The organism is Peribacillus sp. CSMR9, assembly GCF_033141925.1.
Classification (GTDB): domain Bacteria; phylum Bacillota; class Bacilli; order Bacillales; family DSM-1321; genus Peribacillus; species Peribacillus simplex_A.
In genome coordinates this window covers 23035-48554 of the sequence record NZ_JAOPHO010000002.1, presented here as the reverse complement: position 1 = coordinate 48554, position 25520 = coordinate 23035, and the positions used below count along the sequence as shown (strand labels likewise).

General features: G+C 43.7%; 24 protein-coding genes. 20 read left to right on the top strand and 4 right to left on the bottom strand.

Annotated features, from left to right (window positions below; translation table 11 throughout):
- The first annotated feature begins 83 nt into the window (after positions 1-83).
- Both N9I19_RS02060 and N9I19_RS02055 read left to right on the top strand, forming a co-directional pair.
- Entirely contained in the window at positions 84-251 is a 168-nt protein-coding gene (locus tag N9I19_RS02060) for a hypothetical protein (protein ID WP_317776865.1), read from the top strand.
- A 93-nt stretch (positions 252-344) separates the two neighbouring features.
- Positions 345-494, top strand: a complete 150-nt coding sequence (locus tag N9I19_RS02055) for a DUF6944 family repetitive protein (RefSeq protein WP_155727358.1) — start codon at positions 345-347, stop codon at positions 492-494.
- Between the two features lie 185 nt (positions 495-679).
- Here N9I19_RS02055 and N9I19_RS02050 read toward each other — a convergent pair whose 3' ends face one another.
- Both N9I19_RS02050 and N9I19_RS02045 read right to left on the bottom strand, forming a co-directional pair.
- Positions 680-1213 carry a transcription repressor NadR gene (locus N9I19_RS02050; protein WP_061466154.1) on the bottom strand — a complete coding sequence of 178 codons (534 nt, stop codon included), beginning with the start codon at positions 1211-1213 and terminating at the stop codon, positions 680-682.
- 46 nt (positions 1214-1259) lie between these two features.
- Positions 1260-2387 (bottom strand): IscS subfamily cysteine desulfurase, encoded by a 1128-nt coding sequence (locus tag N9I19_RS02045; protein WP_317776864.1) that lies wholly within the window; start codon positions 2385-2387, stop codon positions 1260-1262.
- Between the two features lie 103 nt (positions 2388-2490).
- Between N9I19_RS02045 and nadB the strand changes: the two genes are divergently transcribed.
- The 13 genes from nadB (at position 2491) to yajC (ending at position 16509) form a co-directional block, all read left to right on the top strand.
- Entirely contained in the window at positions 2491-4074 is a 1584-nt protein-coding gene (gene nadB / locus N9I19_RS02040; protein ID WP_317776863.1) for an L-aspartate oxidase, read from the top strand.
- Positions 4055-4906 (top strand): carboxylating nicotinate-nucleotide diphosphorylase, encoded by an 852-nt coding sequence (gene nadC / locus N9I19_RS02035; RefSeq protein ID WP_061464237.1) that lies wholly within the window; start codon positions 4055-4057, stop codon positions 4904-4906. Before nadB ends, nadC begins: the two co-directional genes overlap by 20 nt.
- On the top strand, positions 4903-6009 hold the full coding sequence (nadA, locus tag N9I19_RS02030) for a quinolinate synthase NadA (RefSeq protein ID WP_125160049.1): 1107 nt from the start codon (positions 4903-4905) through the stop codon (positions 6007-6009). Before nadC ends, nadA begins: the two co-directional genes overlap by 4 nt.
- Positions 6010-6876: 867 nt before the next feature.
- Positions 6877-9684, top strand: a complete 2808-nt coding sequence (gene safA / locus N9I19_RS02025) for a SafA/ExsA family spore coat assembly protein (protein ID WP_317776862.1) — start codon at positions 6877-6879, stop codon at positions 9682-9684.
- Positions 9674-10621: a phosphotransferase gene (locus tag N9I19_RS02020; RefSeq protein ID WP_289319962.1), complete on the top strand. Its 948-nt coding sequence runs from the start codon at positions 9674-9676 to the stop codon at positions 10619-10621. The genes safA and N9I19_RS02020 overlap by 11 nt, the downstream gene beginning before the upstream one ends.
- 101 nt (positions 10622-10722) lie before the next feature.
- Entirely contained in the window at positions 10723-11328 is a 606-nt protein-coding gene (locus tag N9I19_RS02015) for a YhcN/YlaJ family sporulation lipoprotein (RefSeq protein WP_317776861.1), read from the top strand.
- A gap of 110 nt (positions 11329-11438) precedes the next feature.
- A complete protein-coding gene (locus N9I19_RS02010) occupies positions 11439-11939 on the top strand; it encodes a BofC C-terminal domain-containing protein (RefSeq protein WP_317776860.1) in 501 nt (166 codons plus the stop codon).
- 177 nt (positions 11940-12116) lie between these two features.
- A complete protein-coding gene (ruvA, locus tag N9I19_RS02005) occupies positions 12117-12731 on the top strand; it encodes a Holliday junction branch migration protein RuvA (protein ID WP_061464231.1) in 615 nt (204 codons plus the stop codon).
- 11 nt (positions 12732-12742) lie between these two features.
- Positions 12743-13741 carry a Holliday junction branch migration DNA helicase RuvB gene (gene ruvB / locus N9I19_RS02000; RefSeq protein ID WP_089361645.1) on the top strand — a complete coding sequence of 333 codons (999 nt, stop codon included), beginning with the start codon at positions 12743-12745 and terminating at the stop codon, positions 13739-13741.
- A complete protein-coding gene (locus N9I19_RS01995) occupies positions 13738-13944 on the top strand; it encodes a DUF2905 domain-containing protein (protein WP_034308809.1) in 207 nt (68 codons plus the stop codon). The genes ruvB and N9I19_RS01995 overlap by 4 nt, the downstream gene beginning before the upstream one ends.
- 38 nt (positions 13945-13982) lie before the next feature.
- On the top strand, positions 13983-15011 hold the full coding sequence (gene queA, locus N9I19_RS01990) for a tRNA preQ1(34) S-adenosylmethionine ribosyltransferase-isomerase QueA (protein WP_089361644.1): 1029 nt from the start codon (positions 13983-13985) through the stop codon (positions 15009-15011).
- Between the two features lie 35 nt (positions 15012-15046).
- On the top strand, positions 15047-16186 hold the full coding sequence (gene tgt / locus N9I19_RS01985; RefSeq protein ID WP_061464228.1) for a tRNA guanosine(34) transglycosylase Tgt: 1140 nt from the start codon (positions 15047-15049) through the stop codon (positions 16184-16186).
- Positions 16187-16227: 41 nt separating this feature from the next.
- Positions 16228-16509, top strand: a complete 282-nt coding sequence (gene yajC / locus N9I19_RS01980) for a preprotein translocase subunit YajC (RefSeq protein ID WP_317776859.1) — start codon at positions 16228-16230, stop codon at positions 16507-16509.
- A gap of 47 nt (positions 16510-16556) precedes the next feature.
- Here the strand turns inward: yajC and N9I19_RS01975 are convergent, their stop codons facing one another.
- A complete protein-coding gene (locus tag N9I19_RS01975; protein ID WP_061464226.1) occupies positions 16557-16928 on the bottom strand; it encodes a TIGR04086 family membrane protein in 372 nt (123 codons plus the stop codon).
- Positions 16929-17125: 197 nt separating this feature from the next.
- Here N9I19_RS01975 and N9I19_RS01970 point away from each other — a divergent pair, with 197 nt between their 5' ends.
- The gene (locus tag N9I19_RS01970; RefSeq protein WP_411730394.1) at positions 17126-17785 is read left to right on the top strand and encodes a DUF421 domain-containing protein; all 660 of its coding nucleotides are present in this window, start codon (positions 17126-17128) and stop codon (positions 17783-17785) included.
- 28 nt (positions 17786-17813) lie between these two features.
- Here the strand turns inward: N9I19_RS01970 and spoVB are convergent, their stop codons facing one another.
- Positions 17814-19376, bottom strand: coding sequence for a stage V sporulation protein B (gene spoVB / locus N9I19_RS01965; RefSeq protein WP_317776858.1), 1563 nt, complete (start codon positions 19374-19376; stop codon positions 17814-17816).
- A gap of 167 nt (positions 19377-19543) precedes the next feature.
- Here spoVB and N9I19_RS01960 point away from each other — a divergent pair, with 167 nt between their 5' ends.
- From N9I19_RS01960 to N9I19_RS01945, 4 genes are all read left to right on the top strand, one after another.
- Complete coding sequence (locus N9I19_RS01960; protein WP_061464223.1) at positions 19544-19849, top strand: post-transcriptional regulator; 306 nt, start codon at positions 19544-19546, stop codon at positions 19847-19849.
- A 197-nt stretch (positions 19850-20046) separates the two neighbouring features.
- Entirely contained in the window at positions 20047-22308 is a 2262-nt protein-coding gene (gene secDF, locus N9I19_RS01955) for a protein translocase subunit SecDF (RefSeq protein WP_317776857.1), read from the top strand.
- A gap of 144 nt (positions 22309-22452) precedes the next feature.
- The gene (gene recJ, locus N9I19_RS01950; RefSeq protein ID WP_317776856.1) at positions 22453-24828 is read left to right on the top strand and encodes a single-stranded-DNA-specific exonuclease RecJ; all 2376 of its coding nucleotides are present in this window, start codon (positions 22453-22455) and stop codon (positions 24826-24828) included.
- Positions 24819-25331 carry an adenine phosphoribosyltransferase gene (locus N9I19_RS01945; RefSeq protein WP_061464220.1) on the top strand — a complete coding sequence of 171 codons (513 nt, stop codon included), beginning with the start codon at positions 24819-24821 and terminating at the stop codon, positions 25329-25331. Before recJ ends, N9I19_RS01945 begins: the two co-directional genes overlap by 10 nt.
- Positions 25332-25520 lie beyond the last annotated feature (189 nt).

The window sequence follows — 25520 nt, the reverse complement described above, 5'->3', positions numbered from 1 at the left end:
TTTCCTAAGTGATAAATGGTACAACCCTCAGCTGTGCTTTATACAAGAAAGGTGCCCCGGGATTATTTCCGGGGCATTTTTTTGTGAAGGTTTCAGTTAAGATTGGGCTTTTCCTTGTGTACAAGTTCCTGGCTGTAATTTTATGGAATATATATAAAATGGACAAGAAAAGAGCGATGAAGGAATTCATTATTTTTCACTTTGGAGATGATTCTTTAGAGGAATATGAGGATTACCTGTATGGAACATGATTACATACCTTGTGACTTATCCTTAGTGGATGCACCTTTTTTTAATGCTAGAAAAATATCCAAACATGCATGATAGGATGATGGTAAGCAGAGATGGATAGGCAATTCGAAGAAACGTTCGGTTCTTGGACTCAAGCGATTGGAACCGTCATTTCTACTGTTAAGGTCCACCATTCATTACCTTGGACGAAGAATTTCGCAAAAAACTTAGATTTGATTGGTAATGAACTTCAGGGCATCTGAAAATGTATCAATATCCCATTTGGAAGAGAAGCCATCGAATGGTGAATTAATACAAGGGATAGGAGGCTGGGTACAGGCGGTAGGCTCCATCATTAGTCTTTTAGGGCAATTGAGAATCTAGGATGGAGAGTGCGGAGCCAATAAAAAATCCTCAAAAGATGTGGCTTTTGAGGATTTTCATTTTTTCAATCGACCAAAATGCCGGCATCCCTCAATGCACCTTCCGCTTCATCAAGCAGTTCTTCTGATGATGCACTCAGTGTATGGAGATGGATGCCGCTCGTTAGTTCCGATAAAAAAGATGCGTTCGTTGCCGTCACCTTAGAGAGGAATTGCTGGACTTCTTTACGGCTGCTGACCATGATGGAAGCGGTCAGGTCGCCGTATACGGGGTGCTCGATTTTGACATCTTTCACCGTGATGCCGATATCCACGAGTAAAAATAGCTCTTCTTGGGCCCGTGAAGGATCATGCTGGCAAGCAATTATCCTTTCCGGCTTTTGGGTGCTCCCCGTTTGTAAGTACATATAGCCCTGGCTCGTGGCAATGATAGGTTCATTCCGTGCTTTCAGGAGCGTTATGTCACCAACGATAACCTGCCGGCTTACATTCGTGATTTGCGAAAGCTCGCTGCCTGTTACTGGCTGATCGCTTGTTTGCAATAAATGTAAGAGTTTCGTCCGTCTTTCTTCCCCGAGTAATTTCTTTCTTTCCATAATCATTCACCTCTTTATTAACAAACATTCTACCATAGAATGGAGGGGTTTATCGAATGGAAGATATTCCTTCGAGACAGTCTGCCAACTTGTGAATGTCGTCGGCCGTTGTATTTTTACCAAATGAAAAACGGACGAATTGATGTGCTTCATCTTCGCTTTTCCCAATGGCCATCATTGTTTTTGAAGGATCCTGTTTACCGATTTGACAGGCGCTTCCCGTCGATACAGCAAATCCCTTCTGGTTTAATTCCAGCATGATGTATTGTCCTTGGAATCCAGCAAAGGTCAGTGCCAGAATGTGGGGCAATTGCTTGTCCTTCGCATCGATGATTTGAAAATCGACTTTCTTTTCCGTAAGCCGCTCGATCAATTGCACCCTAAGCATGGAAATCCGTTTCCGTTCATCTTCCATGATATCCCCTAATTTCTTTGCAGCCGTTACGAAGGAAGCTATACCGGGGACGTCCACTGTCCCTGGCCGGAAACCATATTCATGAGTGATATTAGGTACTGAAGCCTTCAACCGATGGATGGCCGGGAAAATGACGGCTCCAGTCCCTTTTGGACCATAAACTTTATGACTGGAAACTGATAATCCATCACATAAGGCAGATAACTTCCCAAGCGGCAATTTAGCAAATGATTGGACACAATCCACATGCAAGAAAGCATGGTGTCTTCGAACGATTTTACTTATTTGCTCAATGGGTTGAATGACCCCGATTTCTGAATTCACATGTTGGACGATGACCAAGCAAGTTTTCTCCGACAAACATTCCTGTAGATGTTCAATATCAACTCGGCCATCTTCCAAATGCCGTAAATACGTAACCTCGAAGCCTTCATGTTCAAGCTTTGCGACAAAATTGGCAATTGATGCATGTTCAGTTCGGCTTACAATCAAGTGGTTCTGCCAGGATGGTTTTGATGCGATGAATGTATCAATGGCAAGCATGTTGCTTTCTGACCCGCCGCTCGTAAAGATGATTCCTTCCTTTTTTATGTTCAGCATTTCTGCTAGTTGCTGCCGTGACATATCCAATAAACGTGCCGCTTCAGAGCCAATATCATGCAAACTGCTCGCATTCCCGAAAAACTTCCGGGATGCTTGGCTGAATACGTCGAGTGCCTCATCATCAATCGGCGTTGTGGCTGCATAATCCAAATAAATCAAGAAATCACCTCTATCTTGTAATCTTAAAAAACTCTTGATAATAGTTTAATAATATGTAAATATAGTTGTCAAGACACCTGTCATAAACAGGAGGAATGAAATAATGGTAAAAGCGGGAATCATCGTTATAGGTAGCGGGATTGCTGCCTTGAAAACGGCATTGGAAGCAAGTAAACATAAGCATGTGATACTCATCACAAAATCAAAGATCCGCCATAGTAATTCCTATTTAGCACAGGGCGGGATTGCAGCTGCAATATCTGATCGTGACAGAGTATCCTATCATAAAAAAGATACGCTGGAGGCTGGTCAGCGTTATAACAAGGAAAAGGCAGTGGAAATACTCGTCGAAGAGGCCCCTTCGGTGATAGCTGAACTTATTCGTTCCGGCATGCAATTTGACCATGATCATGATGGTACCCTCATGCTTGGCATGGAGGGGGCCCACAGTGAAAGGAGAATCCTTCATAGTCATGGGGATTCTACAGGAAAGTACATCATGGAACATCTAATAGGGTGTTTGAAAAACTCTTTGATTACTGTGGTCGAGAATGCGGCAGCAGTGGAGTTGATTATCGGAAAAGATGATTCTTGCATAGGCGTCAAAACTCTTGATAAGGCTGGGAAACTTGTAACGTACCACGCGGAACGAACAGTTTTGGCAACTGGCGGCTGTGGTTCCCTATACCATTTCACTTCAAATTCACAAACGGTTTCAGGAGATGGAATCGCACTTGCATTCAAGGCCGGGGCAAAAGTTCGTGACATGGAATTCATACAGTTTCATCCGACCCTGCTTTTTATAAATGGTAAAGCGAAAGGGCTGGTTTCAGAAGCGGTCCGCGGGGATGGTGCAAGGTTAGTGACTGAAATGGGAAGACCGATCATGGAGGATGTCCATGCCATGAAAGATCTGGCTCCAAGGCATATTGTGGCACAGACGATTTTTTCTTATTTACAGCGCGGAGAAAAGGTATTTTTGGATATTTCAATGATTAAGGATTTTAAGAAGCGTTTTCCGACAGTGAGCTCATTATGTGAAAAAAGCGGGCTGGACCTTAAATTCGGGAAAATCCCTGTAGCGCCTGGAAACCATTTCCTGATGGGGGGGATTGAAGTCGACGAATGGGGGAGAACCTCTGTCCCTTCTTTGTATGCAGTTGGTGAAGTGGCATGCACTGGTGTACATGGGGCGAACCGATTGGCCAGCAACTCCCTACTCGAAGGGCTGGTTTTTGGAAATGCGCTTGGTCAATTGCTAGCTAACATGCCAGCAAGGTCGATACCGGAAGAAAAAGAGCAGTCCAAAGGTTCCTGCCATTTTACCATTTTACCTGATCTCGCGACATTGCAGGGAAAATTAATGAACGAAGCAGGAATCGTTCGAAATGAAGCAGGTTTAACTCGACTGAAGGATTATCTTGAGACATTCAATATCGAAAAATTGCTGCATATGGAAGTAACGGGATTATCGATAAAAGAGATAACGAATATCAATGCCACAATCGTGGCATGGCTGATTGCCGAATCCGCATTGACCAGAACGGAAAGCAGGGGCGGTCATTTCCGCAGTGACTATCCAAGCGAAGATGACTCCCAATGGCTTGAAAATTCGGTTATCCTTGCTTGCACAGATGTGAAAAACCGGGTAAAAGGGAGGCGACTATATGAATATATTGAAGCTTAAGCAGATGCTGCAACAATTTTTAATGGAAGATATAGGTGAATGCGACGTAACGAGTGATACGATTTTTGATCAAGGTGAACAAGGGACTTTGACATTCATTGCAAAAGAAGGCGGAGTTTTTAGTGGAAGTGACGTCATCAAGACAGGATTTGCATTGTTGGATGAGCAAATCGAGGTTTCCCTTTTTGTTCATGATGGCGAAGTTTTTGAACCAGGACATCAACTTGCAAGAATGACCGGCGATATGGCTTCTCTTTTAAAAGGGGAACGGGTGGTTTTGAATTTAGTGCAGCGTATGTCCGCCATTGCGACACAGGCTCATAAAGCTACCAAGATATTAGCAGGGACGAAGACGAGGGCTTGTGATACGAGGAAAACTACACCTGGCCTGCGGATGCTTGAAAAATATGCGGTCCGTTCAGGCGGGGCATTCAATCACCGATATGGCCTGTTTGATGCCGTCATGATAAAGGATAATCATATTTCTTTCGCTGGATCCATTACGAAGGCGGTTCAAACGGTAAAATCCAAACTGGGTCATACCACTAAAGTGGAAGTGGAAACGGAATCAATCGAACAGGTGCTTGAAGCAGTGGAAGCCGGTGCTGATATCATCATGTTCGATAACCGGAGCCCCGAAGAAATTAAGCAACTGATCAAATTGGTTCCTGCCCACATCATAACTGAAGCTTCCGGAGGTATTCATTTAGACAATCTAGCCTCATATCGGGAAACAGGGGTTGACTATATTTCATTGGGCAGTCTGACTCACAGTGTCAGGGCACTTGATATTAGCGCTAAGGTCAAAGAACGTGAGGGGATATTGAAATGAACATATTGGAGATGGCTAGTACGGCAGGGAATGTATTGCCTGAAAAATATAAGACGATGACAATGGAAGATATGGAAAATCGGGTCCATGACATTAAGAACCGAATGGGAAAGCGGCTTTATATCCCAGGTCATCATTATCAACGGGAGGAAGTCATTCAATTTTCGGATGTAACGGGAGATTCACTTCAGTTGGCACAGCTTTCCGCCGAAAATCGCGAAGCGGATTATATCGTGTTTTGTGGCGTACATTTCATGGCTGAAACTGCCGATATTTTGACTGAAGAAGGGCAGACGGTCATCCTTCCTGACATGCGAGCAGGCTGTTCAATGGCAGATATGGCGGATATTGAACAAACCGAACGGGCCTGGACAAAGCTTCAGGAATTATTTGGCGATACGATCCTTCCGCTCACTTATGTTAATTCGACTGCGGCCATCAAAGCTTTTGTAGGGAAAAATGGCGGGGCGACGGTGACTTCTTCAAATGCACAAGGGATGGTATCGTGGGCCCTCTCGCAAAAAGAACGGATCCTGTTTCTTCCCGATCAGCATCTTGGGAGGAATACAGCCTTTGACCTTGGCATTCCATTAAACGAAATGGCTGTCTGGGATCCTCATAAGGACGAATTAATCTATGAAGGGGAACTCGAAGATCTGAAGGTACTTCTTTGGAAAGGGCATTGTTCGGTCCATGAAAATTTCACGACGGCGAATATTGAAACGCTTCGAGCGGAGCAGCCGGAAATGAATATCATCGTTCATCCCGAATGTCGCCGTGAGGTAGTCGCCCTGTCGGATTATGCGGGTTCGACATCGTACATCATTAATATGATAGAAAAGGCCGAACCAGGTAGTTCTTGGGCAATCGGCACGGAAATGAACCTTGTCAAACGGCTTATCGCCAATAACCCTGACAAGAACATCATCTCGTTAAATCCGAATATGTGTCCATGCCTTACGATGAACCGGATTGATTTGCCTCACTTGCTTTGGGCGCTTGAATCAATTGAAGAAGGTATTATCATTAATCCGATAAAAGTCGAGAAGGGCATTGCGGATAATGCCATACTAGCTTTAAACAGAATGTTGGAACGGGTTTAAGTTAATCCTTTCAATAATAAAATTGAAAAAGACTTTTCATAACATAAGAAAGGGAGGGCAGAAGCCCCCCTCAGACTGTAGACAAACTCGATAAATAATTGAGTGTGTCTACAGTTTTTTTTGTGGGTTTGTAAAATTTGAACGTTGATTGGAACGTAGGGCACTCGCTTTCCGCGGACGGTCCGACCTGGGCACTCTTTGCGCCTGTGGGGACTTCCTTGGACGCACTTTTCCCAGCAGTCTCGCATCTTCCATCTCAATCAAATTTGTTTTACCATTTAGATAAAACTCCTTTTGCCAACATTCTTTTTGGTTTTAAAATAGGAGTATATCCAAATCTGTGGAATTCAAGCTGCCTAACAATTCGCTTGGATTACCGCCAGGAGCATCACGAACAAGCTGATTGCCAAACCGATTCCGGCCATACCTTTACCCCTTTTGTCCTCCACGTTCGAGCTGTCCTTTCTTCCACTAATATTCCTCCCAGAATGTAAGAAAAGTTACCTGGACCCACAGCTTTAGGTCATTCACTTTCTTATACCAGGATTTTCCTTTCGCTTAGACAGGTTGAAGGAAGCGTTTCTTTCATGATGGATTCCTGACGAATCCTTTTTTAGGATGAATGCAATGGTTCCTTTCTAATTATCGATCCTGTTAATAAGGCAGGTCCTAAGAGAAAAGATTATCCTTTTTCCGAGATGCCATATCGATTTTTTCTTCTTCAAAAAAGTACCTTTCATATTCCTAAATCATTGGTTCCAATCATAAAAGTCCTTTTTCATGCATAAGTTTTCATGATAAAAATAATAGCAATTCACCCACTGCATCATAGAATATATGGACATATGCACAGGAGGGGTTAACAGCGTGAAAATTCATATAGTCCAAAAAGGCGATACGCTTTGGAAACTCGCCAAAAAATATGGCGTCAGTTTTGAAGAACTTAAAAAAGTTAACACGCAATTGAGCAACCCGGACATGATGATGCCCGGAATGAAAATTAAAATACCAGGGACATCCGGAGCTGTAATAAAAGAAACGGTTAAACCAAACGTGAATATTCAACAGGGAATGAAAGAATCCCAAATTCAACCGTATCAAGCACAGCCTGCACCTATGAAAGAGCAGCAAATTATGCAAAAACATCCAGTAAAAGAACAGCCGAAATTTCAACAGCCGGTTAAAGAACAACCAATCGTTCAAAAACCAGTAAAAGAGCAGAAAATCTTTCAACAGCCAGCTAAGAAAGAGCAGCAGATCGTTCAGCCAAAGCCAATCATTAAAGAAAAGCAAATAATCGTTCCAAAAGAAGTACCAGTACCGATGCCAGTGATTCCGGAAATCGATATCAATAATTATTATATGGTCAACATGACCAATATGAGTGTACAGAAGCCTCCTGCACCACCACCTTTACCAAAGAAAAAAGAAGTGCAGGCAGTCACTAAAAAGAAGAAGAAAAAGCCTGCTGTCCAGCCAGAACAGGAATATTGTGAGCCGGTGGATGATTGTATTCCAGTAACGCCAATCATGCCTGGAAGCGGTTATTGTATTCAGCCGCCTCCATGGGCGTATATGCAGATGCAAGGGATGCAAGCCCCATATCAAGGTGCTCAAGGGTACCAGGCGGCTCCACAAGGTTATCAAATGATGGAAGAAAGTTCTGATGTTTGGGGAGAATCTCCTGACATGCAAACGATGGGGCAAGGATTCGTTCAAGGGGCAAGTATGAATCCAGCAGGCCAGCAACATTATCCATATCAAGCCTCAGCACCGGTTCCGCATCATTTTTATGGGGGGATGAATCAACAAGCTCAAGTAGCAGGTTCATATATGCAACAAGAGTATGGGCCATCAGTGGAATCGTCTTCTTCAAATGATCACCATAACTTTCCTCAGCAGTATACCCAGACAGCCGGTGAGGAAGAGGAAGATTGCGGCTGTAATAAGGGGGTACTAGGAACTTATGGGCCGGATGTGAAAGGACAGTATCAAGGAAACAAAAAAATAGAGATGCAGCATCAATATGAAGCAGAGTCAGAAGAATCGGCTCAAGTCCAACAATATGGCGGTCAAAGTGGTAGCGATCCAGGCATGATGATGGGCGGTCAAAGTGGTAGCGATCCAGGCATGATGATGGGCGGTCAAAGTGGAGGCGATCCAAGTATGATGATGGGCGGTCAAAGTGGAGGCGATCCAAGTATGGTGATAGGCGGTCAAAGTGGAAGTGATCCAGGCATGATGATGGGCGGCCAAAGTGGAAGCCATCCAGGCATGATGATAGGTGGCCAAGGTGGAGGTCAACCATGGATGATGGGAGGTCACCAAGGAAGCCACTCAGGCATGATGGGAGGTCACCAAGGAAGCCACCCAGGCATGATGGGAGGTCACCAAGGAAGCCACTCAGGCATGATGGAAGGTCATCAAGGAGGCCATTCAGGCATGATGGGAGGTCATCAAGGAAGCCACTCAGGGATGATGGAAGGTCATCAAGGAAGCCACCCAGGCATGACGGGAGGTCATCAAGGAAGCCATTCAGGCATGATGGGAAGTCATCAAGGAAGCCATTCAGGGATGATGGAAGGTCATCAAGGAAGCCATCCAAGCATGATGGGAAGTCATCAAGGAGGCCATTCAGGAATGATGGAAGGCCATCAAGGAAGCCATTCAGGGATGACGGGAGGCCATCAAGGAAGCCATTCAGGTCTGATGGAAGGTCATCAAGGAAGCCATCCAAGCATGATGGGAAGTCATCAAGGAGGCCATTCAGGGATGACGGGAGGCCATCAAGGAAGCCATCCAGGTCTGATGGAAGGTCATCAAGGAAGCCATTCAGGGATGACGGGAGGCCATCAAGGAAGCCATTCAGGGATGACGGGAGGCCATCAAGGAAGCCATTCAGGTCTGATGGAAGGTCATCAAGGAAGCCATACAGGGATGACGGAAGGCCATCAAGGAAGCCATACAGGGATGACGGGAGGCTTCCAAGGAGGTCAACCAGGGATGATGGGAGGCTTCCAAGGAGGTCAACCAGGGATGATGGGAGGTCATCCAGGAGGTCAACCAGGAATGATGGGAGGTCATCCAGGAGGTCAACCAGGGATGATGGGAGGTCATCCAGGAGGTCAACCAGGCATGATGGGAGGCCATCCAGGAGGCCATTCAGGAATGATGGGAGGCTTCCAAGGAGGCCAACCAGGAATGATGGGAGGCCATCAAGGAGGCCAACCAGGAATGATGGGAGGCCATCCAGGAGGTCAACCAGGCATGATGGGAGGCCATCCAGGAGGTCAATCAGGAATGATGGGAGGCCATCCAGGAGGTCAATCAGGAATGATGGGAGGCTTCCAAGGAGGCCAACCAGGCATGATGGGAGGCCATCCAGGAGGTCAACCAGGAATGATGGGAGGCTTTCAAGGAGGTCAACCAGGGATGATGGGAGGCCAAGGTGGAAGCCAACCAGGGATGATGGGAGGTCAAGGTGGAGGTCAGCCAGGAAGCCAGCTAGAGATGATGATGCCGGGTCAATTTGGTGGTCAGCCGGGCATGATGCGGGGGCAGCCTGAAGCTATGTTGCCTGGACAAATGGGAGGACAGCCTGGCCAATTCGGTGGCGTTCGTGCTCCTGAAACATTTGGGATACCAACATATGTAGATGAAAGCGATGACTACTAATTATCAAGGAGACAGTGTTTTTAACACTCGTCTCCTCTCTTATATAAATCGTAAGCCAAAGAAAGTCCACCATCTTCAAAGCAGTGTCTATTTAATAACTTTTGAAAAGGGTCATCCAATAATCCTTAAAGGATTCAGCAGTTTTGAAAAATGGGATCGGCAAAGAGAATTGACTTCTTTATTAAAACAAAAGGGTTTCCATCAAACGTATTATATTCATCAGAATTTAATGCCCTTTCAATTCAAAGGGAAATGGTATGGCAGTATGGACTATTTTCCGCCGAGTAAGAAAAAATTCCGATTTTCCAATCATAAGGACCGTTTAGAGGGAATTCAGTTACTGGAAAGCTTCCATGATGTTTCTGAACATCTCTCCATTAACGCGCCTGTTTTTGATCAATCAAAAAAATGGAAAGAGCGTTTATCACTATTTAAAAATAACTTTTCTTATGTTCGCCAATATGTTTCCGAAGATATTATTAAAGAATGGATTAGATGGGGGGAGTGGGCATTAGAGGGTTTTGATAAAAACCAGTCTTTATGGAGTAAGGAAAAGAAAGTCATCATTCATGGTGATTGTGCCCACCATAATTTCTTGCGGAGAGAAGACGGCACTTTAACCTTAATCGATTTTGATCTAATGGCAAGTGCTCCAAGATGCATTGATTATTTACAGTATGCAAATCGAATTTCACCTCATTTGGAAGATGCGGCCACCAAGTTGTGGGAAGTGCCGCAATTGCAAAGCTATCAGTCTGACCTGGCCTTTTTATATGCTTTAACTTATCCTACGGATATTTTCCGTGAATGGAATCGTCTTAATAAAAGTTCTTCTCAGCTTCATTCGGTCTGGAAAATGACTGTGGAAGGTTTTTCGGAGCGGATTAAGATGAATGAAAAATTGGAGAAGAAGATTTCTTCCCTAAAGAGGAAATAAAACGCGCTTTTGGCCGTAACTTACAGAGTACATTCATCGTTAGACACCCATGCTAATTATGAGCGGAATATAGCTCATTCTATTGCAATGGGAGGGTTATTTTGCAGAAAATAAAATGGACACTGCCACTTTATACGGTATTAGCCACTGTCAGCTTGGTTGGATGCGCTAATAATGATACAGCTAAAAACGAAAATATAACGAATGAAACAGGGTACCATACAACTGAAAAAGATGTATTGGTACGAAACATCAATTATCGGAATATGGGGCAAGGCCTTTACGATAAAGATGATGCATACAGTACGCGGGATCGTAATTACCATGGCCATGAAAGTAAACCGCTTAGGGCCCGATCATCTTATTATAATTCTTATGAAGGCACGTTAGCCGACAAAGCTAATGGAATCGCCAATGGAGTGGACCCTGTTATCGATGCCAGAACAATCATCATGAAAGACGAAATGCTGGTTGCCTTGCTGCTTAATGACTACAGCCAAGCAAAAAATGTCAAAGAAAAAGTCAAGAATGAAATCGGACCGCTTTCAAATGGCCGGAACCTATACGTCACAACCGATCAAGGTGTCTATTATAGGTCGATGACACTTGATAACAATCTTCGTGATGGCGATACAAGGGAAATGGTCATTCTGGATGCCAATGACATGTTCGAGAATCTTAACATTCATCAAGATCACTTAAAATAATTAAAGGGCTGACCCCGATTCCATGGTCAGCCCTTTTAGATTTTTTCTGGTTAATAATCCTTATTTGGGTCAAACTACTTAAAAAGTAAACGCCTTAAGAGGTGAGAATATTGATTAATCAACTAAGGATCCAATTTTTCATGATACTTTTCATACTGCCATTTTGCTTAACCGTTTATGCCGAAGAACCTGTGCAGAAGGAAAATGAACCAATTGAAAGGAAAGTCATCCTTCAGCGTATGTATCTGGATGGCGAGTTAAGTGAGGAGAAATTTACAGAAACAATTTGGTCGATGGAAGACTTTTGGTCAAAATATCAAGGGTGGAAAGTAGTCGATCAAAATGAAGAACATATTGTCCTTAAGAAAATTGAAAATGACATATCTCCGCTTTTAAAAGCGAATGGTTACCTTGGGATGAGGGAAGATGGTACGTTATCCATTTTTATCGGAAGGCCTGAGCACGCCAAGATCATTCATACTTTTTACCAAATAGACGTTGGTAAACTTGAAGTATACAAGCAGGAGGAATTGCAAAAAGGGATACCGATCATGAATAAAGACCAATATAAACAGCTCATTAAAGAATATGAGCCATATTCGGTAAACTAGGATGGGATGACACCCATCCTCTTTGTTTTTCTCCAGAAAACCGTAAACCCCAAATGCGATAAAACGGGATAGCGTCCATTGGAAAAGTCTTTGCCGACTACTAAATAACTTTTAATGAACAACCCTTCTTTTTTATGATAAAATGAGAGGTACAGCAAAATCAGGGAGAGAATTAATTTGTATGATTATATAAAAGGCAAGGTCGATTATATTGGACCTGAATACATAGTTGTGGAAAATGGGGGAATCGGATATCAAGTGATGACGCCGAATCCTTTTATTTTTTCCGCCCAATACCAGAAAGAAATCCAAGTTTTTTTATATCATTATGTGCGCGAGGATATGGCTGCATTTTACGGATTTCAGACTCGGCAAGAAAAGGCATTATTCACAAAATTATTGAATGTAACCGGAATCGGACCGAAGGGTGCTCTAGCCATATTAGCATCAGGACAAGTTGATCAGGTGGTGCAGGCGATCGAAAGTGAAGATGAATCGTTTTTGGTGAAATTCCCGGGAGTCGGAAAGAAAACGGCACGGCAAATGATTCTGGATTTAAAAGGCAAACTTGAGAACATTATTCCGGATGCCTTTCCAAGCTTGTTTAACGAAGGCGTCACGGCCGCACTCAGTCCCAATGGTTATACGGAAGCGTTGGATGAAGCCATTCTTGCTTTAAAGGCTCTTGGTTATTCTGAAAAGGAAATCCAAAAGGTTGCTAAGAAGTTGCAGACGGAAGATATGACGACCGAGCAATACATTAAGAAAGCATTGCAAATGATGTTAAGATAAGGAGTGGCGCAATGGAGGAGAGAATATTCAATCAGGAAGCCGATCTGAACGAACTATCCTTTGAACAAAGCCTGCGGCCGCAAAACTTAAAGCAATATATTGGACAGGATAAAGTGAAAGCGAATTTGAGCGTATACATCGAAGCGGCAAGGATGAGGGAAGAAACGCTTGATCATGTACTTTTATATGGACCGCCCGGACTTGGGAAGACGACGCTAGCTGTCATCATCGCTAATGAAATGGGTGTCAATATCCGCACGACTTCCGGTCCCGCCATTGAACGGCCGGGAGATCTGGCGGCCATTTTGAGTGCACTTGAGCCTGGTGATGTGTTATTCATTGATGAGATTCACCGTCTTCCTCGTGTTGTCGAAGAAGTGCTATACCCGGCTATGGAGGACTTCTGTTTGGATATTGTAGTCGGTAAGGGGCCGGAAGCCCGTTCGATCAGAATCGACCTGCCTCCGTTCACCCTCGTAGGGGCCACGACACGTGCAGGGTCACTATCTGCACCGCTCAGGGACCGTTTTGGCGTTTTAAGCCGTCTTGAATATTATACGGAAAACCATTTGGCTGATATCATCATCCGTACAGCAAGAATCATGGATACGGAAATGAATGATCAGGCAGCTGCAGAGCTTGCAAGAAGGTCAAGGGGAACCCCGAGAATTGCTAATCGGCTGTTACGGAGGGTCAGGGATTTTGCCCAGGTACGCGGTGATGGTACGATAACTGCCGAACTTGCCGATTATGCGCTTGAATTAATGCAGGTCGACCGTTTAGGACTCGATCATATTGACCATAAATTACTTAAAGGGATCATTGAAAAATTCCGTGGTGGGCCCGTGGGTCTGGAAACGATTGCCGCAACGATTGGCGAAGAGGCACATACGATCGAAGACGTGTACGAACCATATCTGTTACAAGTCGGTTTTCTTCAGCGGACTCCAAGAGGCCGGATGGCAACACAGCTGGTTTATGAGCATTTCGGAATGGAGATGCCTGAATGATGAATATACCAAAAATGGTAATGATACTGGGTGTGATTATATTCGTGATTGGTTTTGCGATGAAATATATCCATCTCGGCAGGCTGCCGGGAGATATTTTTCTGAAAAAGGGGAATACGACGTTTTATTTTCCTATCGTGACATCAATCATCGTCAGTGTTGTGTTGTCCGCCATTTTTTATTTGATCGGCCGTTTTAAATAATAATTACAGCTTGATAGACAGGTTAGGAAGTGGAACAGATGAAATTGGAAATGTTTGATTTTCATTTACCGGAGGAATTGATTGCACAAGTTCCTTTGGAGGATAGGGAAGCAAGTAGATTGATGGTGTTGGACAAAGAAACCGGAAAACTCCAGCATGATGTATTCAGCCATATCACGGAATATATCAAACCGGGAGATTGCCTGGTGTTGAATGATACGAAGGTGCTGCCGGCCCGGCTATACGGCAGTAAAGAAGAAACGGGTGCAAAGGTTGAAGTATTGCTGCTTAAGCAAGAGCATGATGATGTATGGGAAACGCTCGTGAAGCCAGCCAAACGGATTAAAGTAGGCTCGACAATCATTTTTGGCGATGGTAAACTAAGTGCCGTCTGTACAGGTGTACTTGAGCATGGCGGCCGAATCCTAGAATTTAAATATGAAGGCATATTTTATGAAATACTAGAGAAGCTTGGCGAAATGCCTTTACCTCCATATATCAAGGAACAACTCGACGATCAGGACCGTTATCAAACGGTATATGCGCGTGAACGGGGATCTGCAGCGGCACCTACGGCAGGCCTGCACTTTACCGAGGATTTGCTTGGGAAACTTAAAGGGATGGGTGTCCACATCGCTTTCATCACGCTACATGTTGGGCTTGGTACGTTCCGTCCTGTCAGTGTGGATGATATTGACAGCCACGAAATGCATTCAGAGTTTTATCAAATGACTGAAGGCACAGCCAGATTACTGAATGATGTGAAAGAAAAAGGCGGGAAAATCATCACGGTCGGCACTACGTCAACAAGGACATTAGAAACGATTGCGTCCCGTAATGATGGGGTTTTCAAGGAAGAGAATGGCTGGACGAGCATCTTCATTTATCCTGGTTATGAATTCAAAGGGATCGATGCGATGATAACGAACTTCCATTTACCGAAATCTACTTTAATCATGCTTATTTCTGCACTTGCAGGCAGGGAGCATATCCTTCATGCCTATGAAACGGCCGTTAAAGAAAAATACAGGTTCTTTAGTTTTGGAGATGCAATGTTAATTAAGTAATAAAGAGTGAGAAGCTCTTGAAGGGAGTTATTGCGTTGACTGCAATACGATATGAGTTAATCAAAACATGTAAACAGACAGGGGCACGGTTAGGCCGGGTTCATACGCCGCATGGTTCTTTTGAAACGCCGGCATTCATGCCGGTTGGAACGATGGCTACTGTCAAAACGATGTCCCCAGAAGATTTGAAACAAATGGGGGCAGGCATCATCCTGAGCAATACGTACCACTTATGGCTCCGCCCGGGGCATGAAATCATCAAGGAAGCTGGCGGATTGCATAAGTTCATGAACTGGGATCGGGCGATTCTGACGGATTCAGGCGGCTTTCAAGTCTTCAGTTTGAGTGAATTCCGCAAAATTGAAGAAGAGGGCGTACATTTCAGGAACCATCTGAATGGTGATAAATTATTTTTATCCCCAGAAAAAGCGATGGAAATACAAAACGCGCTAGGCTCCGATATTATGATGGCATTCGATGAATGTCCGCCATTTCCGGCAACCGAAGAGTATATGAAGAAATCGGTTGAACGGACATCACGCTGGGCGGAACGCTGTTTGAATGCCCATGAGCGCCCAAATGACCAAGGACTGTTCGGGATCGTTCAAGGCGGGGAGTTTGAAAACCTTCGTAAACAAAGTGCAAAAGACCTTGTCTCCCTTGATTTTCCGGGTTATGCTATTGGAGGACTATCCGTAGGGGAACCGAAGGATATCATGAACCGCGTTCTTGAGTTTACAAGTCCGCTGCTGCCAACTAACAAACCGCGTTACCTGATGGGGGTAGGTTCGCCGGACTCATTGATCGATGGTGCAATCCGCGGTGTCGATATGTTTGACTGTGTACTGCCGACGCGAATTGCGCGTAATGGCACGTTGATGACGAGCAATGGGCGGCTGGTTGTGAAAAATGCGAAATATGCACGCGATTTTGGTCCAATCGATGAAAATTGCGATTGCCATGTTTGCAAGAATTATAGCCGGGCATATATCCGCCATTTGATTAAATGTGAAGAAACCTTCGGAATTCGTCTTACGACTTACCATAACCTTCATTTTCTGTTAAACTTGATGGAACAGGTCAGACAAGCTATTCGAGAAGATCGTCTTGGAGACTTTAGGGAAGAGTTTTTTGAGCAATATGGTTTCAACGAACCAAATGCGAGAAACTTCTAATTCCATAAATATTTTAATGAACGAAAGGAGTGAATTTACAAATGGCTTTAACACAAATACTTCCGTTGATCTTAATGTTCGTATTGTTCTATTTCTTATTAATCCGTCCGCAGCAAAAACGCCAAAAGGCTACGCAAAGCATGCAAACTAGTTTGAAAAAAGGTGATAAAGTTGCTACTATCGGCGGCATGCACGGAACAATCGATTCGATCGATGAATTGAAAATCGTCATTAAATCACCAGACGGTACAAAATTGACTTTCGACCGTGCTTCAATCCGTGAAATTACGGAAAGCGCACCAAATAAAGAAGCAACATTATAATACAAACGAAAACCGGGCCATGTGCCCGGTTTTTTTGCTGTGTTTTTTTAATTGGTGCGTGATTCAGAGCTCATGTTGACCCCAAGCACGCCACCCATCATGGCTGTAATGACAAAACAGCCGTAGTAGATCCATTGCTTGATGGTGAAGAGTGCATCGTGACCTAAATATTGAAAAAGGAACACGACCAACAGATAAAGCAGCCCAGTACTTCCTCCTAAGAATAGTCCTTGCTTTTTCCCTTTGCCCCCTGATATGAATCCACCAATGAACAGCGATAAAAAGGACACGATCATGATCACGTATGTCAGGGATGATTCCGTCAGTGAAGTAAAACGAAGAAGGATGGAAACGATTAAACTTGCAATCATCGCTATGGCAAAGATGGAGCCTACGCCATAAATTACGGCGACACTCATTTTTTTAGTTTCGATGGGTATTCCTCCTTTTTAAAAGGCTGTTACGTTTTAGCCTGTTTATGTGTTAGTACAAGCATATTCCCGGTATGGAACCTTTAGACCAGGTTTACAGAAGCTTCCCATAAAATTAGAAAAGATTGTGGAGTAATTTTTCAGTTCCCAAGCCATCCTATGGAATGAAGGATGTGTTAAATGAAGTGGAAACCTATCTGGCTGTTATTTTTAGAACAACAGTGATCTATCTAGTCATCTGGTTCCTTTTTCGAATGATGGGTAAGCGGGAAGTAGGGGAACTTAGCGTTCTTGATTTAGTGGTATCCATCATGATAGGGGACATTGCCGTGCTATCCTTTGAAGATTTGGAAAAACCGTTTGTTCGACAGACTATCCCAATGTTTGTCCTCGCGGGCCTCCAAATGACATTGGCATTGATCTCATTGAAAAGTGTCAGGTTTCGCAATTTCATGGACGGTAAGCCGCAGATCATTATCAATCAGGGGAAAATAGATGAAAAGGCGATGCGTAAACAACGATATAATTTTGATGACTTATTGACCCAGCTTCGTGAACAAGGAATTAATGATTTAAATGTTGTTAAATTTGCCATCCTTGAAACTTCAGGGAAGCTCTCGGTGATTAAAAATACACAAGAAGAAAGGTCGGAAAGTGTAGAAACTCCCTACCCACTTATAATCGACGGAGAGATTCAGGAGGCTAATCTCGATAAAATTGGCAAAAATCATTTTTGGCTCCGGTACCAGTTGAAAAAAATGGGAGAAACGAATATTAAAGAGATTTCGATTTGCGGATACATAGATGGCCAATTTTACATCGATAAGAATGAAACGAAGAAATGACCGAAGCCGTTAAATGCTTCGGTTCAATTTATTTCCAAGCAAACTTTGATAAAAAGCCGCCCACTACAGGAATCCTGATCAAATCCGCTTTTTTTATGCTGCCTGTCATGAGGAGGGAAAATGTGAACAGCAGGATCACGACCGTCACGGACAGCAAAAGCCGTCCGCCAAGAGGCAGTGAGGAGAGCGGGACTTTATAAAGGTAATAACCGCCCCAGCCTGAAATTAAGGCAATGCCCAAAGCTGACATATAGCTCCGGAAATGAAGCGTGAAAGGGACGACCTTCAGCACGGTTGAAAAGTGCAGAAAAGTAACGAGCATCGAACCGACGGCTATCCCGATTGCGGCTCCCATGATCCCGAAACTTTCCTTCGACGCCAGCAGCCAAATCACACCGATTTTAAGGATGTTCCCAGCCAGACTGTTGAACATTGCGGCTTTTGCTAAATCCAGTGCTTGAAGCATGGACTGTAGCGGGTACTGAAAATAATAAAGGATAAAAAAAGGTGCCAGGAATTTAATGAAAACAGCAGCATGGGAAGAGCCATACATGACTTGTAAAATAGGTTCGGCAAAAATGAACAGAATGACGACAGCTAAACAGCCTGTGATAAAGGTGATTTTCAGGGACTGTTGAAGCCTGTGCTCAACGAGTAGAAAGTTTCCGGTCGTACGGGCTTCGCTCACTGCGGGGACAAGTGCCGTCGCCAATGATGACGTAACGAAAGAAGGAAGCATGAGTAAAGGCAGTGCGTACCCTGTCAATTCCCCGTATTGGCTGGTGGCTGCTGCCGCGGTGACACCGGCGGTTGCCAAACTCTGGGCAACCACTATCGGTTCAAAAAACCACGAAACCGATCCAATCATCCTGCTTCCGGTGGTAGGAAGGGCAATCCCCATCAATTCGGTGAACGTTCCTTTTCCTGATTTGACATTCTTGATAAATCCTTTCCGGAACTTAAAATGTTTCTTTAATTTAAAGCTAGTCAATAAGTAGATGAGTGAAACAAGTTCTCCGATAATTGAAGCGAACATCGCCCCGGCTGCAGCGTATTCGATTCCATATGGCAAAAAGGCCTTCGTCAGGACGGCTATGAATGTGATTCGTGCCACCTGTTCGATGACTTGTGAGAAAGCGAAGGGCTTCATATTTTGCTTCCCTTGGAAATAACCGCGCAGTACGGATGAAATGGCGATGATCGGTACGATAGGAGCGATTGCCATGAGCGGCCATACCGTCCGATCGTCAGTGAATAGGTATTCTGAGAGAACCGGCGCGAAAAGCAGCATTGCAGGAGTGAAAATCATCGATAGAGTAAAGGTGCAGGCCAAAGAGACGACAAGGATTTTCTTGATTTTCCGTTCATCACCTTTGGCATTGGCCTCAGCAACGAATTTGGAAATGGCGATAGGCAGGCCTAACTGGGTAATGTTCACGACGAGAAATAGGGTCGGTAAAGCCATCATATATAAACCAACGCCTTCTTCGCCGATGAAGCGGGCGATGACAATGCGGTTAATGAACCCAAGAACCCTTGTAATCAGGCTTGCGATTAATAAAATCAGCGTCCCTTTTAAAAACTTGGACATTGAACTCCCTCCCTGCCTTCTCAAAAAAGCGGTTATGCTATACAATTATCTATATGCTTGTACTTGGACAAAGCATGACAAAAGTGTTTGCGTTCTTACAAATGATCGGATTTCCTTCTAAGAAAATGCGCATTCATATGAGAATCATTTTTACTGGAGGCAAAGTGATGACGAAAAAGAATCATCCCTATCAAAGGTATTATGTAAAGGTACGTCCATTTTTGAAAAGCAAGCGTGAGGAATTCCAAATGGTTGGATTGAATGCCGTAACAGAGGAAGATATATGGGGAACCTTAACCAAAAATAAATGGAAGCGTCCGCAGGAAAACATTCACATTCACGAACTCGTAGCCGACATTGTGACTTTTTCAAGCAACCAGTTCATGACCTTCCAAATGGTTGAAGCCTATAAATCACCAAACCTTTTTGAGCCGATTTCTGAAGATGAGCTGAAGGATCTTTTGAAGGAATAAAGCAAAGATATACTTAAATTGACAGCGGTTTGTATATGACTCATAATAGATATGGTTATGCCTTTTTTGGGAAAATTATGGGAAGCTATGTCTTTTTTCTCAAGAAGCAAAAGGGATGCATTTATTATAAATAAAAAAATGTCAGTTTTATTAAAACTTCAGGAACAGGCGTATTATAGAAAGGGGCCTACTACATAATGGTAAAAAGAAGCAGGATCGTTGCGTTTTTTCTAATCGCACTTTTGATTTTCGCAGCGATGGGATCGACTTCAAAAGGAATCCTAAAGGATATCAAGCTGGGTCTTGACCTTCAGGGTGGTTTTGAAGTGTTATATCAAGTAAAACCGCTGGCTGGGGGAAAGATTACCCCGGATGTTCTGAAAGCTACAGTGAGCTCCCTTGAGAGGCGTATCAATGTATTAGGTGTCAATGAACCTAGCATTCAAATTGAAGGGAAGGACAGGATCCGTGTTCAATTGGCCGGTGTTAAAGACCAAAATAAAGCTCGGGAAATTCTTTCGACCCAAGCCAAATTATCCTTCCGTGATTACAACGATAAGGAAATGATGACTGGTGCTGACCTGAAAGAAGGCGGCGCGAAACAAACGTTCCAAGATAATAAACCGGTTGTTGAAGTCACATTGAAAGATGTAAATAAGTTTAAAGAAATCACTCAAAAAATTTCCACGATGGAACGTCCGACAAATGTACTTGCAATCTGGTTGGATTTCGAGAAAGGAAAAGATTCCTTTAAAGATGCGGCTTCACAGGACAATATGATATCCGCTCCAGCTGTCAGTGAAGTTTTTAATACGAAGAAGGTATATATCACCGGTCAATTTACGGTGGAAGAAGCGAAAGAGCTTGCAGCCCTTCTGGATGCAGGTGCCCTGCCTGTTGATCTAAAGGAAAAGTACTCCACTTCTGTAGGTGCCCAATTTGGTGCAGGTGCACTGCATGATACTGTTTTTGCAGGGATCATCGGAATTGCACTTGTTTTCATCTTCATGCTTGTGTATTACCGCTTCCCTGGATTTATTGCAGTCGTCACTTTAAGCATATACCTTTTCTTGACGCTATTGGTGTTCGATTGGATGAATGCGGTCCTTACGCTGCCTGGTATTGCGGCATTGGTACTCGGGGTCGGGATGGCTGTCGATGCCAACATCATAACCTACGAGCGGATCAGAGATGAATTGAAACTTGGCCGTTCTGTAAAAGCAGCTTATAAAGAAGGTACGAAAAACTCACTTGCTACGATTACGGATGCGAATTTAACGACCTTGCTGGCTGCGGCTGTTCTATTCTATTATGGAACAAGCTCCGTTAAAGGGTTTGCGACCACATTGATCATTTCGATTTTAATGAGTTTCATTACAGCCGTTTATGGTACGCGTCTTTTCATGAGCCTTTGGGTGAATAGCGGGTTCCTTGACAAACGCACAACATGGTTTGGCGTGAAGAAGAAATACATTCACGATTTATCGGAGAAAATTAATTTAATGTCATTGCCAACACGCTTTGATAAAATCGATTTTGTCAAACATCGGAAAGTTTTTTATGGCATTTCAGTCGGTGTAACGATTATCGGGATCATTTTCCTGCTCGTTTTCAGATTGAATCTAGGTATTGATTTCACGAGCGGTACCCGAATTGAGATTGCGTCCAAAGATGTCTTGACGAAACAGCAAGTCGAAACCGAAATGGTCAAGGTCGGCATTGACGAGAATGATGTCAAGGATGTCAGGCTCACTGGAAAAGAAAATAAAAATGCTGTCGTTCGGACAGTCGGTGTCCTTGATAAGCAGGAAATCGCAAAATTGAAGGACCATTTCAAGAAGGATTATGGAGCAGAACCGAATGTCAGCACCGTATCGCCGACAGTCGGAAAAGAACTCGCGAAAAATGCCATGAAAGCGTTAGCGATTGCATCACTCGGAATCGTTTTGTATGTATCGATACGATTTGAATGGCGAATGGCTGTACCTGCTGTCGTAGCGCTTATACATGACGCGTTCTTCATCATAACGATATTTAGTGTATTTCGGCTCGAAGTGGATATCACCTTCATTGCTGCGGTACTGACGATCGTCGGTTATTCGATCAATGATACGATCGTAACCTTTGACCGGATTCGTGAAAACTTACGCTTCAGTCGTAAAGTCAAAACCGTTGAAGAGCTTGAGAATATTGTAAATATCAGTATCAGGCAAACATTGACGAGATCCATTAACACCGTACTAACTGTTCTCATTACGGTTATCGCGTTGATGATCTTCGGCAGTGAAGCTATCCGAAACTTCTCAATTGCCCTGTTTATCGGTTTAATATGTGGCGTGTATTCGTCTCTATTAATCGCGTCCCAATTCTGGCTTGATTTAAAAATCAGGGAATTGAAGAAAAAAGGACCACTGAACACCGCAAAAGAAAAGAAACAAAGTCTTGAAGGACAAGTTTAATATGTGAGAGGAGGCTGGCATGATGCCAGCCTTCTTTTTGTGAGTCTAGCTTTTTGAATAGGGAATTACAGCCATTTTTGAGTTTAAAATAAATTGAAACCGTTATTGTCGTTTTGTATAATAAGTAAGTTAAGGGGTGAATTCATGTTAAAACCAAAAACCCGGTGGAACTTGCGAACTGCCGATGAAAACAAAGTTGCTGTACTAGCTGAAGAGCTTCATATCACACCTTTGGTTGCAGCCCTGCTTGTGAATCGAGGCCTGGACACGATTGAAAGTGCCCGATCATTTTTATTTGTAAAAAATCAAACTTTTCATGATCCATTTTTATTGAAAGATATGGATAAAGCAGTCTATAGAATAAGAGAAGCCATTCAAAATGGAGAAAAAATACGGATTTTCGGTGATTATGACGCAGATGGCGTGACATCGACCACAGTGATGATGACGGCGCTAACGAGATTGGGGGCCGATGTGGATTTTTATATCCCGAATCGGTTTACAGAGGGCTATGGTCCGAATCCGATGGCGTTCCGCCTTGCAGCTGAGCAAGGGGTGAAGGTATTAATAACCGTCGATACCGGAATTTCTGCAGTCGATGAAGCGAAACTTGCCTGCGAGCTTGGCATGGATTATATTTTGACCGATCACCATGAACCGGGACCGGAATTGCCTGAGGCATTGGCAATTATCCATCCTAAACTTGAGGACAGTTCCTACCCATTTGAAGATCTTGCCGGAGTAGGTGTCGCTTTTAAGCTGGCACACGCTTTGCTAGGGGAATTGCCAGAGGATTTACTTGAAATAGCGGCCATCGGCACCATTGCGGATTTAGTGCCTTTAAAAGGGGAGAATCGCCTCATCGCTGCGAAAGGGATCGAGCAGTTACGATTGACTGGCCGTCCGGGGCTTGTTGCTCTAATGAAAGTGGCGAATGTTCAGCAGGAAGCATTGAATGAAGAATCAATCGGTTTTGCGATGGCACCGCGGATCAATGCTGTCGGACGACTTGGAGATGCTGACCCGGCTGTGGATTTATTGATGTCTGAAAACTTGGCAGAAGCGATGGAACTTGCCAATGAAATCAATGATATTAATAAAGAGCGTCAGGCGATGGTTGCGGCAATGGCGGAAGAAGCGATTCAAGAGGTTGAGGAAAACTTCCCGCCTGAGTCCAATGGTGTGCTTATCATCGGGAGAGAAGGCTGGAACGCAGGGGTAGTGGGTATTGTAGCCTCCAAACTGGTTGAACGCTTTTACCGCCCCACGATTGTATTAAGTTATGACCGGGAAAAGGGGCACGCGAAAGGTTCAGCCCGGAGCATCGCCGGTTTCGATCTTTTTGAAAGTCTTTCCACCTGCCGTGAATTACTGCCTCATTTTGGTGGACATCCGATGGCTGCTGGAATGACATTGAAAATAGAAGATGTTCAGGAGCTTAGGGACCGCATGAACCTGATTGCGAAGGAACAGCTCAGCGAAGAGGACTTCACACCAATTACCAACTTGGATGGAGCAACCACTCTAGCGGAAGTTTCCGTTCAAACGATTCAGGAAATGAGCTTGCTGGCGCCATTTGGGGTTACGAATCCAAAGCCGAAGATTTTGATAGATTCCGTACAGCTTTCAAGTGTCCGAAAAATCGGTGCCAACCAAAATCACTTGAAAGTGCAGCTTGAAGATGGGGAAAATCATAAACTTGATGGAGTGGGCTTCGGTCTAGGTCATTTTGTGGATGAAATAGCTCCGCACGCTGAAGTCTCGGTGATTGGAGAGCTTTCCATCAATGAGTGGAATAATATGAAAAAGCCCCAGATCTTTGTCCAGGATGTCTCTGTAAACCATTGGCAGTTATTCGATTACCGCGGTAAGGGTCAGGCAGAGAAGTGGCTTGCCGACATTCCGGCACAAAACCGGAAGATCGTCATTTTCTCGGAAGATATTTATAGTAGATATCCATTTTTACAAAACCATTCCGATCTCGTTCATATCAAGAATGGACAGGATGCAGATCAGCTCGACTGCTTCGAAGGCCATGTGGTATTTATGGACATGCCGCCGTTAAGGGAATATTTGAAACGGGTGATTGCCAATAAGAATCCATCGCGTATCTACGCTCACTTTTCCCATGAACAGGACCATTTCTTAAGTACGATGCCAACTAGGGACCATTTTAAATGGTTTTATGCCTTCCTCGCCAAAAAGGGCCCGCTCGATGTGAAAAGATATGGTGATGACCTTGCCAAGTACCGCGGGTGGTCAAGAGATACCGTGGATTTCATTTCTAAGGTGTTTTTTGAGCTTGATTTTGTTACAATAGAGAATGGGTTAATCATGCTCACAACCAATGCGAAAAAACGCGATCTCAGTGAATCTGAATCGTATATAAGAAAGAAAGAGCAATTTGAGCTTGAACAAGAGCTTGTTTATTCTTCCTATCAGCAATTATTCGATTGGTTCAATCATTATTTAGTTCATGAGGCAACAGACCTTGAGGAGGAAACAAAGCAATGGATTTAAAGCAATATGTAACAATTGTACAAGACTGGCCGAAACCGGGTATTGTCTTCAAAGATATTACAACATTAATGGATAACGGCGCAGCTTATAAATACGCAACAGACCAAATCGTCGAGTACGCTCGCGATAAAAATATCGATTTAGTGGTCGGACCGGAAGCACGCGGATTCATTATCGGATGTCCAGTCGCATACTCATTGGAAGTGGGCTTTGCACCAGTGAGAAAAGAAGGGAAACTTCCGCGTGAAACGATAAAAGTCGAATATGGTTTAGAATACGGCAAGGATGTTTTGACTATCCATAAAGATGCCATTAAACCGGGACAGCGTATCCTGATTACGGACGATTTACTTGCAACTGGCGGTACAATCGAAGCGACGATCAAATTGGTTGAACAGCTTGGCGGAATTGTTGCCGGGATTGCATTCCTTATTGAATTGACGGACTTGGATGGCAAAGATAAATTAGACGGCTATGATGTCTTGACATTAATGAGCTTTTAATAAAGAAGAGCACTCTGACCAGGGTGCTCTTTCTGTTTTACCCGATTTAAATGGATTTTGTCGAATTTCCAGTGAAAAAATGCAGTATTCTTTATAAAATACACGTTTTACTCTTTACATCCTTGCCTTTTTTTTCGATAATAGTAATAATAAAGAGTTTTTCTGCTAATAAGTTTATTTGCACTTGCA

Bases quoted from the DNA above. Each gene is read 5' to 3' on its own strand.
- N9I19_RS02055 (WP_155727358.1), top strand. From the start codon at position 345: ATGGATAGGCAATTCGAAGAAACGTTCGGTTCTTGGACTCAAGCGATT.
- nadB (WP_317776863.1), top strand. From the start codon at position 2,491: ATGGTAAAAGCGGGAATCATCGTTATAGGTAGCGGGATTGCTGCCTTG.
- nadC (WP_061464237.1), top strand. From the start codon at position 4,055: ATGAATATATTGAAGCTTAAGCAGATGCTGCAACAATTTTTAATGGAA.
- nadA (WP_125160049.1), top strand. From the start codon at position 4,903: ATGAACATATTGGAGATGGCTAGTACGGCAGGGAATGTATTGCCTGAA.
- N9I19_RS02020 (WP_289319962.1), top strand. From the start codon at position 9,674: ATGACTACTAATTATCAAGGAGACAGTGTTTTTAACACTCGTCTCCTC.
- ruvB (WP_089361645.1), top strand. From the start codon at position 12,743: ATGGAGGAGAGAATATTCAATCAGGAAGCCGATCTGAACGAACTATCC.
- N9I19_RS01995 (WP_034308809.1), top strand. From the start codon at position 13,738: ATGATGAATATACCAAAAATGGTAATGATACTGGGTGTGATTATATTC.
- queA (WP_089361644.1), top strand. From the start codon at position 13,983: ATGAAATTGGAAATGTTTGATTTTCATTTACCGGAGGAATTGATTGCA.
- yajC (WP_317776859.1), top strand. From the start codon at position 16,228: ATGGCTTTAACACAAATACTTCCGTTGATCTTAATGTTCGTATTGTTC.
- N9I19_RS01975 (WP_061464226.1), bottom strand. From the start codon at position 16,928: ATGAGTGTCGCCGTAATTTATGGCGTAGGCTCCATCTTTGCCATAGCG.
- spoVB (WP_317776858.1), bottom strand. From the start codon at position 19,376: ATGTCCAAGTTTTTAAAAGGGACGCTGATTTTATTAATCGCAAGCCTG.
- N9I19_RS01960 (WP_061464223.1), top strand. From the start codon at position 19,544: ATGACGAAAAAGAATCATCCCTATCAAAGGTATTATGTAAAGGTACGT.
- secDF (WP_317776857.1), top strand. From the start codon at position 20,047: ATGGTAAAAAGAAGCAGGATCGTTGCGTTTTTTCTAATCGCACTTTTG.
- recJ (WP_317776856.1), top strand. From the start codon at position 22,453: ATGTTAAAACCAAAAACCCGGTGGAACTTGCGAACTGCCGATGAAAAC.
- N9I19_RS01945 (WP_061464220.1), top strand. From the start codon at position 24,819: ATGGATTTAAAGCAATATGTAACAATTGTACAAGACTGGCCGAAACCG.